The sequence below is a fragment of the Reichenbachiella sp. MALMAid0571 genome (genome assembly GCF_040151475.1).
GTDB lineage: Bacteria > Bacteroidota > Bacteroidia > Cytophagales > Cyclobacteriaceae > CAXBNB01.
This window is the reverse complement of sequence record NZ_JBDKWG010000096.1, coordinates 35,598-48,654: the sequence shown is the minus strand read 5'-3', so window position 1 is coordinate 48,654 and position 13,057 is coordinate 35,598. Positions and strand designations below refer to the sequence as shown.

Genomic DNA, 13,057 nt, shown 5'->3' with positions numbered 1-13,057 from the left:
TATCCTAAAAAACAGAAAAAATGTTTAGTAAAATAATACATAGACCGGTCTTTGCTATTGTAATTTCGGTTATTATCGTTTTTGTAGGGTCGTTGGCGATAAAGCAATTGCCCATCTCTCAATTTCCTCAGATCGCTCCTACCACAGTAAGTATTTTTATAGCTTATCCCGGATCCAGTGCTGATGTATTGGTTAAATCTACCTTAATTACCTTGGAAAACTCCATTAATGGTGTCCAGGGCATGAGGTATATGGCCACTGATGCTACCAGTGCCGGAGAAGCCACCATTAACATAATTTTTGAACCGGGTACGGATCCCAATCAGGCGGTGATTCGGGTCAAGACAAGGGTAGATCAGGTGATGCCACTCTTACCTGAGCTGGTTCAACGTGAAGGAGTCATTATCACACCCATCCAACCCAGTATGTTGATGTATGTCAACCTCTATAGTAAGGGTGAAAATATGGATGAAAAATTCCTTTACAATTATGCCAATGTCAAAATGATCCCTGAAATCAATAGAATTCATGGTGTGGCAAGAACAAGGATTTTAGGTAGCCGCACCTATGCGATGCGCATCTGGTTAAATCCGGATCGTATGCGGGCTTACCACATCTCTATTGATGAAGTAATGGAGGCTCTGGCTGAGCAAAGTATTATTGGCCGGCCTGGTCGGATAGGACAGAGTTCGGGTATTGCAGCTCAGTCACTCGAATACGTGTTGACTTATAAGGGAAGATTTAACAAACCCGAAGAGTATGAAAATATTATAATCCGGGCCAATGCAGAAGGGGAAAGCATACACTTAAAAGATATAGGTAGAGCGGAATTGGGTAGTGAGTTTTTTGACATCTATTCCAATCTGGATGGCCACCCTTCTGCAGCTATCGTGTTGAAACAGAATTATGGTAGTAATGCCAGTGAGGTAATTGCAGACGTAAAAATGAAACTCGAAGAAATGAAAGCCGATTTCCCTCCGGGAATGGATTATAGAATAAGCTATGATGTATCAACATTTTTGGATGCATCGATAGAGCAGGTGACTCACACATTACGAGATGCATTTATACTCGTGGCTCTGGTGGTTTTTATATTTCTGGGAGATTGGCGCTCTACACTCATACCTATTCTGGCTGTGCCTGTGTCTCTTATAGGAGCATTTTTTGTCATTCAGATGTTCGGACTTTCCATCAATCTTGTTACGCTATTTGCTCTGGTACTGGCGATTGGTATTGTGGTAGATGATGCCATTGTGGTGGTTGAGGCAGTGCATGCAAAAATGGAAGAAGAAGACTTGTCTCCATACAATGCAGTAAAAAAGGTAATGGGAGAAATCAGTGGAGCAATTATCGCCATTACAATGGTGATGGTATCGGTATTCCTACCCATTTCATTTATGACTGGCCCGGTAGGTACTTTTTACCGACAATTCTCCATTACCATGGCCAGTTCTATTGTGATTTCCGCTTTGGTGGCACTTACACTCACTCCTGTACTCTGTGCTATGCTATTAAAGAATAATCACGGGAAACCAAAAAAGAGAAATATCTTGACCAGATTTCTGGATAGTTTCAATCGTGGGTTTGATAAAATTACCGGAAGATATACAGGTCTGTTAAAATTAATCGTAAACAAAAGAGTACTTACATTTGGAATCTTGTTGGTATTTGGCCTTGGAATTCTTTTTGAAAATCAAATCCTGCCTGCCGGATTTATCCCTAGTGAAGATCAGGGTACCATTTATGCGATTATACAAACTCCTCCCGGAGCTACTTTGGAAAGAACCAATCAGGTCTCCCAAAAGCTTCAAAAGATTTGTGAGGAAATAGATGGAGTGGAATCGGTATCTTCTTTGGCTGGTTACGAGATCATGACTGAAGGAAGGGGATCCAATGCGGGTACTTGTCTCATCAACCTGAAAAACTGGTCGGATCGTGAACATTCTGTTAAAGAAATAATGGAAGAGTTGGAGGAGAAGTCTAAAGGACTTGGAGCAATTGTAGAGTTTTTCGAACCACCCGCTATTCCCGGGTTCGGGTCTTCCGGAGGTTTTTCCATGCGTTTATTGGATAAAACCACTGATACGGATTACCATGAGTTTGATAAAATCAACAAGAAATTTATGGATGATTTGGGTAAGCGTAAAGAGTTGACAGGCTTGTTTACCTTTTTTGCAGCGAACTATCCTCAATACGAATTGGTGATAGACAATGAGCTTGCCATGCAAAAAGGAGTTTCTATCGGAGAAGCGATGGAAAACCTCAACATTCTGATAGGAAGTACTTATGAGCAAGGGTTCATTCGATTTGGGCGTTTTTTCAAAGTATATGTTCAATCTGCTCCCGAATTCAGAAGGCTGCCATCAGATGTATTGAATCTTTTTGTAAAGAATGATCATGGAGAAATGGTGCCTTATTCAGCTTTCATGAAGATTGAGAAAAGACAGGGCCCCAATGAAGTTACCCGTTACAATATGTACAATTCAGCGGCCATCAGAGGTTTGCCTGCTAAGGGATTTACAACTGCGGAGGCTATTCAGGCCATCAGAGAAGTGGCTAGTGAAACCTTGCCTAGGGGTTATGATATTGCCTGGGAAGGCCTTTCTTATGACGAATCAAGAAGGGGGAATGAATCACTTTATGTATTCATAATAGTATTGGCATTTGTTTATCTGGTACTTGCAGCGCAGTATGAAAGTTTCCTTTTGCCATTGGCGGTGATTTTTTCACTACCAGTAGGGGTTTTTGGTTCTTTTTTAGTGCTAAAGCTCATGGGGCTGGACAATGACATTTATGCCCAGATAGGACTCATCATGCTGGTGGGCTTATTGGGTAAAAATGCTGTACTTATTGTAGAATTTGCGGTACAGAAGCGCAGGCATGGTGCTACCATTTTTGATGCAGCCATTGAAGGTGCCAGGGTACGTTTCAGGCCTATATTAATGACTTCATTCGCCTTTATTGCGGGATTGATTCCACTGGTAATAGCAACGGGTGCCGGAGCTATTGGTAACCGGACTATTGGATCATCAGCACTTGGTGGTATGTTACTGGGAACTGTTTTCGGAGTAATTATTATCCCGGGATTGTATTATATTTTTGGTAGTTTGGCAGATGGTCGTCAGATGATCCGGGATGAATACGACAGACCATTGTCGGAAAAACCTCAACACAAAAAATCGATAGAAGAAAATGATCACGATGCTGAATAAAATAATATATAGATACTTGGGAGTAGCTGTTATAGCGTTAAGCTTTTCAGCTTGTACTCTTCCTGCTCTAATTGATAAATCGGTGAATACAACAGTGCCTGTGAGTTATAACAACCACTCGCAGGATACTACCAATACAGCAAAGGTAAAGTGGCAGGATTACTTTACTGATTCTAACCTTACAGCATTAATTGATGTTGCACTGAACAACAATCAGGAATTGAATATCACAATGCAGGAGATTGAGATTGCCAGAAACGAGGTACAAGCACGTAAAGGAGAGTATTTGCCGTTTGTTGGTATAGGAGGAGGAGCTGCTGTGGATAAAGTTGGCAGATATACCAGAAATGGAGCACTGGAAGCCAATAATGAGATCAAGCCGGGTAAAGAGTTTCCCGAGCCTTTTACGGATTTGATGATAGGTGCTTATGCTACCTGGGAAGTGGATATATGGCATAAATTGCGTAATGCTAAAAAAGGAGCATATAACAGGTACTTGTCTTCTGTTGATGGTAAGAATTTTCTGGTAACGAATCTGATTGCTGAAATAGCCAATTCATACTATGAATTATTGGCACTCGACAATCAACTGGCGATCGTAAAGCAGAATATAGAAATTCAGACCAATGCATTGAATATAGTGAAATTACAAAAGCAATCGGCTCGGGTAACAGAACTGGCTGTGCGCAGGTTTGAAGCACAGGTACTGGATACCAGAAGTCTTCAGTATGGTATCCAGCAGCAGATCATAGAAACGGAAAATAAAATCAATTTTCTGGTGGGTAGATATCCTCAGCCGATTGCAAGAAATTCTAATAGTTTCGGTGAGTTGGCTAATGATACTATCCAGGCAGGTATTCCGTCTCAGTTATTGCAAAATCGTCCTGATATCAGGCAGGCAGAACTGGAACTGGCAGCAGCCCGGCTGGATATCAAAGTAGCTAAAGCGAGATTTTATCCTTCATTGGGTATCTCTGCGGGTTTGGGTTTTCAGGCTTTTAACCCTGCCTATTTGGTGAATACGCCAGAATCATTGTTGTATTCTTTGGCGGGAGATATCACTGCACCATTGATCAATAGGAATGCTATAAAAGCGACTTATGTCAATGCCAACGCTAAGCAAATTCAGGCAATTTACAATTACGAGCGAACTATCTTAAATGCATACATAGAGGTAGCCAATCAGTTATCAAATATTAGTAATCTAAAAAGTAGCTATGACCTGAAAGCACGGCAGGTGAAAGCATTGACTGAGTCAATCGATATTTCCAATAACCTGTTCAGATCTGCAAGAGCTGACTATATGGAGGTACTATTGACTCAACGTGATGCATTGGAAACGAGGTTTGAGTTGATAGAAACCAAAATGAAACAAATGAATGCAAGGGTTAATATTTACAGAGCCTTAGGTGGCGGATGGAATTAATCCGAGGTTAATAATTAAATAAGCAGCTCATAGAATGATGATTCTATCATCAACAAAAAACCATTTCTCAATATGTGAAATGGTTTTTTGTTTCTCTGTTGCCTATAGTTTTACATCGCATATTGGCAGAATTTGCCGATCGGTGAGGTAAACGTAATAGCTAAATTCACTATATTTATAAAATTGATCTAATCAATCCACCATCTACACGGATGGAAGCACCATTTGTAGCTGAAGCCAACGGACTGGAATAGTAAACGATGGTATCTGCTACTTCCTCAACCGAAGCAAAACGCTCAATGAGGGAAGTGGGGCGCATGTTTTTGAAAAAATCTTCCTCAACTTCATTCACCGTTTTGTTACCCGCCTTTGCAAGTTCCTCAATAAATTCGTTAACGCCCTTGGACTTTGTAGGGCCCGGTAAGATAGAGTTCACCGTTACATTCGATCCTTTTGTCAACTCAGCCAACCCCCTGCTGACCGCAATTTGAGCTGTTTTAGTCATTCCATAGTGGATCATTTCATCGGGAATAAAAACTGCGGATTCACTGGAGATAAAAATGATTCTTCCCCAGTTTTTGGCCAACATTTTTGGGAAATAATGCCTTGCCAGACGTACCCCGCTCATTACATTTACTTCGAAAAACCTAAACCAATCTTCATCCTGGATATCTTTAAACGCTTTGGGTTCAAAGATTCCAGTGTTGTTGATTAGAATATCCACCTGGGGCAATTCTTTCAATAATCTATTGACGTCATCAACTTTTGAAAAATCAGCCGCAATGCCTGATACTTTTGCATTTTCAACCGAAGATTTTAGTTCATTGACTGCTTTATCCACATTGGCTTTTGTCCTGCCATTGATCACCACCTGAGCTCCTTCTCTTAAAAACCTTTGTGCTGTTGCAAACCCGATACCTGCCGTAGAACCACTTACCAATACAATTTTGTCTTTTACTTTTAAATCCATTTTTTTCTGTTTTAAACTGTTTTTGTTATTGTATAGTGATTGTATGTAAGTTTATCGAATTTAAAAACAATACCTCTTTACCAGTTGTCTTAGTTGTCGGGCTATGCAAATAGTCACCTTGTCATTCCGACTTTGGAGGAATCTTTTTGCAATACCTATTAAAGCCACAATAAACCTAAGATAGGAGGCGGTAAGAATTTTTAAATGCGATAGCCCTATTGTACGTCCTCTTTCAAGGATGGTTGAAGGCTTGCTGATTTAATATTCAATTACCGTTTTACCAATGGTTTTTCCTGATTCCTGCATTTTATGAGCTTCTTTAAGATTTTCAACAGTAAATCCTTCTAAAGTAGTTGTTAGTGTTGTTTTTAACGTTCCGTCATCCAGTAAATCAGCTATTTTATTTAGGATTTGATGCTGCCTGTCCATGTCATCTGTGGTGAACATGGAGCGGGTGTACATCAATTCCCAGGAAAAGGACACACTCTTGCTTTTGAGTAAAACAAGATTCAATGGATCGCTGCTACCGATAATGGAAACGATATGCCCTTGTGGTTTGATGATTTCCGCTATGGTTTTCCAATAGCCATTGATATCCACAAAATCCAGGATATAGTCCACCTGACTGTGCCCTGTTTTTTCCAGTTCGGCTTTGAGGTCATGGTGGTTTACCACGTAATCAGCACCCAGTTCCCTGCACCAGCTTTCAGATTCCGGGCGTGATGCTGTAGCGATTACGGTAAGTCCTGCCACTTTTTTTGCGATTTGTATCGCTATAGACCCAACACCTCCGGCTCCTGCTAAGATCAAAACTGTTTTTCCCTTGTCAGTTTCAGGGTTTACCTTGATGCGGTCAAAAAGTGATTCCCAAGCGGTCAGTCCTGTAAGTGGAATGGCGGCAGCTTCAGCTATTGTCAGGTTTTTAGGCTTATGGCCTGCGATGCGCTCATCGATGAGTTGGTATTCGGTATTGCTTCCACTTTTGGTAATGTCTCCGGCATAATATACCTCGTCTCCGACCTTAAATCTCGAAGTTTTATCGCCAACTGACTCTACTGTACCTACTGCATCCCATCCAATGATTTTGGGAGTGCCGAGAACAGTGTCTTTAGCGGAGTTTTGTCTGATCTTAAAATCAACTGGGTTGACTGATATGGCTGATATTTTCACCAACAGATCGTATCCTGTTGGGTTTGGTTTTTCTGTTTCAAATTCTATAAAGCTGTCCTTTTCTGTAATGGGTAATGATTGTTTAAATCCTATTGCTTTCATTCCTTTTCCGTTATGCTTTCAATTTATAATACACATGTAACGGCATCTCTCATAAAAGGATTTGAATAAAAATTGATTGGTTCAATACGAGATTGTTTTTTTTTTAGAATAGGTGGTGTAGCCTGTCCGCCAATGACTGAAGAGACGTACCGTGGACGGCTGTACTTTATCCTGGATTTATATTTCTTTCATCCTGTTCTGGTAAGAAAGAAATTGATTTCAATGCGCAAGTACGTCCCATTCTCAACAAAACTGTCTTAGTTTGAAGAAACAAAGTGGCCTGAGTTTCTTTTTTATGGAGACAGACAAAAAAGCCCTGAAAAAGGCTCGTAAGAATAGATAGAAAAGCACGACTGCCCGAAAACAGTATCAACAAAATGAACTGATCATTTTGTTTCCTTCTTCAGTTGAAACGTTCGGCTAATGTTGAATCCAAAATGAATGTCACCGTTGAAAAAATTGTTCTCTGTTTCACCGATAAATCCCTTTTCGATCATCGCTGTGGCATTGGTCAGTTGCAGTTGAAAAACATGTCCGCCTGTTTCTATATCTACTCCTATAGCTATGGGGTTGTAAGTAGCCGGTCCAATGGCCTGTGCCTGGTAAAAGTATTCTACATTAACTGATATCCGGTTGGTGACTTTATACCTGCCGCCTACGCCCACAGCAATACAGTCATTTTTTGTGTATATAGGTTTAACCAAATTGTAGTGAATTAAACCTGGAGTGACCTGAAGGGAAAATCTGTTGTTGAATTTTCTTGCAATGAGTAGTTGAGCTGTAAAAGCTAATTTATCCTGAAAATCCAAATCCTGTGAAGGGTTTCTCAGGGTCTTCAATGCCATTGAGCCAAACACAGCTACCGAAACTGGCATTCCACCTTCCGACTTTTGTTTCAAAGCAAGGTATTTAGCAAACCCATCGTAAGTTTTTTCATAGGAATTGCGGGCAAGTCCGATGTACAGATTCTCTGTTGGGGCGTACTCCAGGCCCAGGCGGATATTTGACTGATCCAGGCCCCAGAGCTCATACCATCCACGGTTAAGCTCACCAAATCTATGGGAAATGATAAAATCTAATGTACCCTTATGTCTTGTTTCAATGGAATGCCCATTGATGATACGTGTTCCTTTAAAGGTAGCTGTGGCAAACTCCGGTACTTCTTCTTGCTCCTTTTCCAGCATATCAAGCAGATCATCCTGGGCGAAAAGGGTCTGTGTTGTGAAAAGGCTTAATATAATTAGGATGTATTTCGGTTGGATCATGGTCGGCTAAATTGAAAAGATACATTTATTTTTATTTCCTCAGCAATGTTATTAACCACTGCTAAAGGAATTTTTATATCAAAATCGGCTATTAGGAGCATGAATTTAGTTTCTGCACTGATCAGGTCAGCATCCACTCGAAAGGACACCTCAGTCTCCAGAGGCTGAGTAATACCATGAATGGTAATTTCGCCTTTTGCTGTTTTGGTAAATGCTCCTTTCTCCTGAAATTCCGTAGCATCAAAGTTTTCTATTGACCCTTTAAATGTTGATTTGGGAAACTTCCCTGATTCCACATAGTTTTCATTGAAATGCTCCTCCATGAGTGCCTTTTTAAACCTGAAACTCTTCATAAGCATAGAAGCTGCAATATTTCCATTGGATAAATCCATGGCGCAAAGAGCCTGTTTATTGACAGCCTCAATATTCTCTACCGGGGCTTCTGAAAAGAAAGTTACCTCGCCTGACCGATCTATCAGTCGTTGTGCAAAACTGGTCATGCTCATTAAGTAAATCACATGAAATAGTACCACTTTAGTCTTCATTTAAGTTTTGTTTTATCAACTCACAATCATTCAATACGACATCCATAAGGTAACCGGAGCACTTGCCCTTTACCAAAACCATCGTGCCTATCTTAATCTCAGGAATTTGCTCGCAGGCACAATAAACTGTCCCGGTGCTACTTTCAAGGAGAATACCTCTGGAACCCTCCTCCTCAATCAACTGAATCACTTTTCCATCTACCTCCAATATTTTACCGAGAAATTTTTCATTGGCTTGACTCTCATTCGCTAAAAAAGATGTAACCAATTCCTTTACGGAAATTCGAAAATCAGTTCTGGCCTTCCCCACATTTTCTCTTGGCTTGTTGAATTGATAATAGATGGTACCTACTATCACAACTCCACCAAGCAATGCCAGAGTCAGGATAATTTTTACTTTCATATTTTTAGTTATTCATTGCTCCATCATTCACCCAGCAGGCAATCATATCAATTTCAGCTTTGGACAATGAACCCTCTTTTGGCATGGCACCAGTTGCTGTTAAGGATTTTATGTTGGAGGCATTGGAAATAATAGCGGACGTACTGGTCAGGGTTGGTGACTGTGCCCCGTTGTGACAACCCGAAACTGCACAGTTGGAAGAAATGATTGGTGAGATATCGTCGGACAAACTGACACCTGTGGTGACAATGGCACTTCGGCTGGTTTCACAACCTTCAGCATCTCTTGCCACTATCTCATAACTATCCGCCGAAAGGCCGGAAAAACTGTCTTCTGACGAAAAAGGACTACCATCAAGGCTAAATTCGTAGGGCTCAATACTTCCCGAGGCACTCACCGATATTGAACCTTCGGAAGTGCCGCATCCACTGCCAGTTACAGATACATTAGTAATATTGATACCATCCTTATTTTGAAGGTCAACATTTAGTTCGGCGGTACATCCGTTTATATCAGTCACGGTCACTACAAATGATCTGGAAGACAGACCCTCAAAGGTTCCTGATTCCTGCTCTTGCCCACCATTGAGTATGTACGAATAGGCTCCCTCACCTCCTGAAGCTTCAACTGTAATGTTCCCATTTGATTGTCCACAGCCTGGCTCGACAGTAGAAACTAAATCCAGTGATGGGCCTTTTGTTTCACAATCATTCTTGGGTGTAGCAGACTCGTCGTGGCAGTTGGACAGCCACATAAGTGATACAATGGCTCCTGTCAATAATATACTCGACTTCTTCATATTTATGTTTTTTTTATTTTTACATTTTTCTATTGTATCTCCGTACAGGGAAACTCTGCTTCAATATAATTTGAAACCCTGAGCTGTAGAGTGCTACTCTACCCCACCCAATATTCTTCAATGGAGCCTTTAGATAAGGTTCAAAAAGGAGTTTTGTGTGCCTGCCTAATTGTACACTTGCCTGCACGGACAAATTGCCAACACCACTGATTACCCCGGAATTTTTATCCGTATACCAGCCTTTATCTGCCTCGGGGTTTTCCTCAGAGAACTCAAAATCATAATATTCATCCAAAAGTATGTAGTTGCTGATACCCACACTTGCGGCAAAGTTGATCTTCGGGTTATTCGTCCACTGGTAGATCAGGTTGACAGGAATGTCAATAACCGCACATGAGCCATCTATGTTGGCAGGGAGCTTTCCGTTCGTTCTGGCATTCCAGTAGCCAGTAGGGGGGTGATACCCTCCAACCTCGGTTTCATATTTTTTTCTGTTGTAATACAGTCCTGTGGAAATGGACAAATGATTGAATATTTCATAGTACAGATTGACCCCAGGTCGAAGCGATAGAATCATGTCCTTTCCCATACCCACACTATTGAAGTCCGGAGCAACGGACATACCCACAGAAAATCTTGAATTTTTCCTTTCGATAGTACTGACAGGCTGAGGTACTGTTGCAGTGTTCTGATTATTCAGGAGGAAAAGGATGTCACTTGATATCTTCGGTTTTTTGTAATGAGGAGCCTGAAAGCCTACCATTCCCTTAGATGATATGCTGTGGTTGATAAAAAGAGGGACTTTGATTGTTTCCCTACTTTGTGCCAAAGCCTGAGTAGCTTGGTCATGAGCCGAAGGCACGGCTTGTGCTACCGGGAATCCTTCTACCATATTTTCTCTTTTCTTTTTAGCCAGAGATTGAGATGTGACCCTGTCAGGAAGATTTGATTGAGTTGAACTGTGGCCTTTACTGGTGTTTTGCGGATTTTCTCCGGAAAGAGTATTCTGATCAGGGTTTTCTAAAGAAGATGGTGATACCGCCGATTCGTTTTTCACAACTTCCCTTCCACTATCAGGCAGACTGTCATGCATAAACCAGCCAGCAAAAAATGCCAGAAATCCTATTACCACACCTGCTATGATTAACTTAACAGGGGAAATTGAAAAAGAACCCTCACCTGAAACCATACCTGCAGCATCCAATCGTTGGTTGAGGTTTTGCCAATCGGCTTCCTGATAGGAGAACTCTTTCAATACCAGTCTCTTTTTAAAGAAATTCTCAATATTTTTATTTTCCTTTTCTTTCATTTTTCTACTTCAAAAAAAACCTGCAGGTACTCCTGCAATTTCTTTTTTGCTTTAAAGTAATTGGATTTTGATGTGCCGGTTGTAATGTTCAGCATTTTAGCTATTTCCTCATGCTTATATCCTTCGATGGCCCTCAGATTAAACACTGCCCGGTAAGCCGATGGCAATTCCCTGACCAAAGCGAGTATTTCTTCATAGCTGATATTGTCCAGTTGTGATTCGGCTATTCCTTTTTCCATGATAGTATCAATATCAACCTGTCCGGCGTGTTTGTTTTCCCTCTTAAAATGATCAATCGCACAATTGACAATTATTTGTCTGAACCAGGGTTGAAATGGCTTGTTCAGATCAAATTGTTTCAAATAAGTAAAAACCTTCATAAAGGCATCATTCATAACTTCTACTGCCTCTTCTCTGGAGTTGACGTATCTTATGCAGATGCTCAAAGAATAACTGTAAAACCTCATGTAAAGCTTTTTTTGAGCTGAACGATTGTTTTTCAGACATGCTTTGAGTAATTTCTTTAGTTCAAGATGATCAGTATTTGACAAGGGAGAATCATTTTATTAGTCAATACCACCTGCGGCCACAATTGGTTGCCTGAGGTTAATAAATTAATGCATAATAATCCGAATTACGCTGATCTTCAGGAAATAAACATCCGAATTAAATCTTGCTTGTGAAAATGGATTTATACGGCAAACCAGATGGTATTAAATTTTTGCTATTCAACCTGACTCAAATAGCAGGAAATCTGTTTGATTTAGAGAAAAGAAAACCATCACACTATCAGATACTTATGACACTAAACTGATGGCAGTCAGGAGTGCGGTAAGGAGGGTTTGTTTTTAAATGCATATGCCCTATTGGGTTAATACTCAAATTGGATTAGTTGAATATGCGTAAATTGCAATTTAATATCAATCAAAAAATCATGAATAAAAGAGTCATACTAAGTGTCTTAATTATATTATCTGTGTTTGCAGTCAATGCACAAGTAAAAGAGTTTGCAGTGAATGAGGAGTGGGTGCAAAAAATAAGAGATGCCGCTCCGGAGAAAACCGAAGTTACCTCTTCAAAAGATTATAACGTCTTGGTTTTTGATCTTATCACCGGGTACAAGCATTGGGATACTCCACATATAGATGAGGTGATGAAGGTTTTGGGAAAAAAGACAGGAGCCTTCAATGTCGAAGTATCAAGTGATATTTTCAAGTTCGAAGCAAAGAGTTTGAAAAAATATGATGCCATAGTTTTGAACAACAATTGCTCGGTAGGTCCCAGAAGAAATATGTTCTTAGATATTTTGGATAAGGATGAAAGCTTATCTGAATCTCAGAAGACTAAGATTGCTGCCCGGTTGGAAGCCAATATTTTGAAATATGTAAAAAAAGGTGGTGGCCTTATGGCGATTCATGGTTCGATTACCATGCAGAACAACTCAATGCCGTTTAGTGAAATGATTGGTGGAAGTTTCGATTACCACCCTGCTCAGCAGAATCTTTCTTTAGAGTTAGTAGATCCGGATCATCCTTTGGTAAGTGCTTTTGACGGCAAAGCCTTTGTTCATAGAGACGAGCCATATCTATTCAAAAATGCTTACTCAGAAAAGAACTTTCGTCCATTGTTGTACATTGATACTTCTAAACTTAATAAAGGAAAGAAAGAAATTGATGAGCAGATCAAATATGTTTCCTGGATAAAAAGGCATGGAAAAGGTCGGGTGTTTTATTCATCACCATCTCATAATGCGCAGACCTTTGAAGACCCCAGAATGTTAAAGTTTTTCCTAGATGGGATGCAGTATGTTCTTGGTGACTTCAAGTGCGATGATTCTGCTGGAGGGTTTAAATAAA

Annotated in this window: 11 protein-coding genes; 3 read left to right on the top strand and 8 right to left on the bottom strand. The window is 40.4% G+C overall.

Annotated elements, in window-relative coordinates; genetic code table 11:
• Positions 1 to 20 precede the first annotated feature (20 nt).
• Both AAOP42_RS03945 and AAOP42_RS03940 read left to right on the top strand, forming a co-directional pair.
• Positions 21 to 3,212 (top strand): efflux RND transporter permease subunit, encoded by a 3,192-nt coding sequence (locus AAOP42_RS03945; protein ID WP_349527160.1) that lies wholly within the window; start codon positions 21 to 23, stop codon positions 3,210 to 3,212.
• Positions 3,202 to 4,638 carry a TolC family protein gene (locus AAOP42_RS03940; RefSeq protein ID WP_349527159.1) on the top strand — a complete coding sequence of 479 codons (1,437 nt, stop codon included), beginning with the start codon at positions 3,202 to 3,204 and terminating at the stop codon, positions 4,636 to 4,638. The genes AAOP42_RS03945 and AAOP42_RS03940 overlap by 11 nt, the downstream gene beginning before the upstream one ends.
• A gap of 175 nt (positions 4,639 to 4,813) precedes the next feature.
• On the opposite strand, the gene AAOP42_RS03935 is transcribed toward AAOP42_RS03940, so the two are convergent.
• The 8 genes from AAOP42_RS03935 to AAOP42_RS03900 form a co-directional block, all read right to left on the bottom strand.
• Positions 4,814 to 5,608, bottom strand: coding sequence for an SDR family NAD(P)-dependent oxidoreductase (locus tag AAOP42_RS03935; protein WP_349527158.1), 795 nt, complete (start codon positions 5,606 to 5,608; stop codon positions 4,814 to 4,816).
• A 258-nt stretch (positions 5,609 to 5,866) separates the two neighbouring features.
• Entirely contained in the window at positions 5,867 to 6,880 is a 1,014-nt protein-coding gene (locus AAOP42_RS03930; RefSeq protein WP_349527157.1) for a zinc-binding alcohol dehydrogenase family protein, read from the bottom strand.
• A gap of 386 nt (positions 6,881 to 7,266) precedes the next feature.
• Complete coding sequence (locus AAOP42_RS03925; RefSeq protein WP_349527156.1) at positions 7,267 to 8,145, bottom strand: DUF5777 family beta-barrel protein; 879 nt, start codon at positions 8,143 to 8,145, stop codon at positions 7,267 to 7,269.
• Positions 8,142 to 8,690 carry a YceI family protein gene (locus AAOP42_RS03920; RefSeq protein WP_349527155.1) on the bottom strand — a complete coding sequence of 183 codons (549 nt, stop codon included), beginning with the start codon at positions 8,688 to 8,690 and terminating at the stop codon, positions 8,142 to 8,144. The genes AAOP42_RS03925 and AAOP42_RS03920 overlap by 4 nt, the downstream gene beginning before the upstream one ends.
• The gene (locus tag AAOP42_RS03915) at positions 8,680 to 9,093 is read right to left on the bottom strand and encodes an OB-fold protein (protein ID WP_349527154.1); all 414 of its coding nucleotides are present in this window, start codon (positions 9,091 to 9,093) and stop codon (positions 8,680 to 8,682) included. The genes AAOP42_RS03920 and AAOP42_RS03915 overlap by 11 nt, the downstream gene beginning before the upstream one ends.
• 4 nt (positions 9,094 to 9,097) lie before the next feature.
• Entirely contained in the window at positions 9,098 to 9,892 is a 795-nt protein-coding gene (locus AAOP42_RS03910) for a hypothetical protein (RefSeq protein WP_349527153.1), read from the bottom strand.
• A 19-nt stretch (positions 9,893 to 9,911) separates the two neighbouring features.
• Positions 9,912 to 11,201 carry a porin family protein gene (locus AAOP42_RS03905; RefSeq protein WP_349527152.1) on the bottom strand — a complete coding sequence of 430 codons (1,290 nt, stop codon included), beginning with the start codon at positions 11,199 to 11,201 and terminating at the stop codon, positions 9,912 to 9,914.
• Positions 11,198 to 11,752 carry an RNA polymerase sigma factor gene (locus AAOP42_RS03900; protein WP_349527151.1) on the bottom strand — a complete coding sequence of 185 codons (555 nt, stop codon included), beginning with the start codon at positions 11,750 to 11,752 and terminating at the stop codon, positions 11,198 to 11,200. The genes AAOP42_RS03905 and AAOP42_RS03900 overlap by 4 nt, the downstream gene beginning before the upstream one ends.
• Positions 11,753 to 12,135: 383 nt before the next feature.
• On the opposite strand from AAOP42_RS03900, the gene AAOP42_RS03895 reads away from it, so the two are divergent.
• Entirely contained in the window at positions 12,136 to 13,056 is a 921-nt protein-coding gene (locus AAOP42_RS03895; RefSeq protein WP_349527150.1) for a ThuA domain-containing protein, read from the top strand.
• Position 13,057 lies beyond the last annotated feature (1 nt).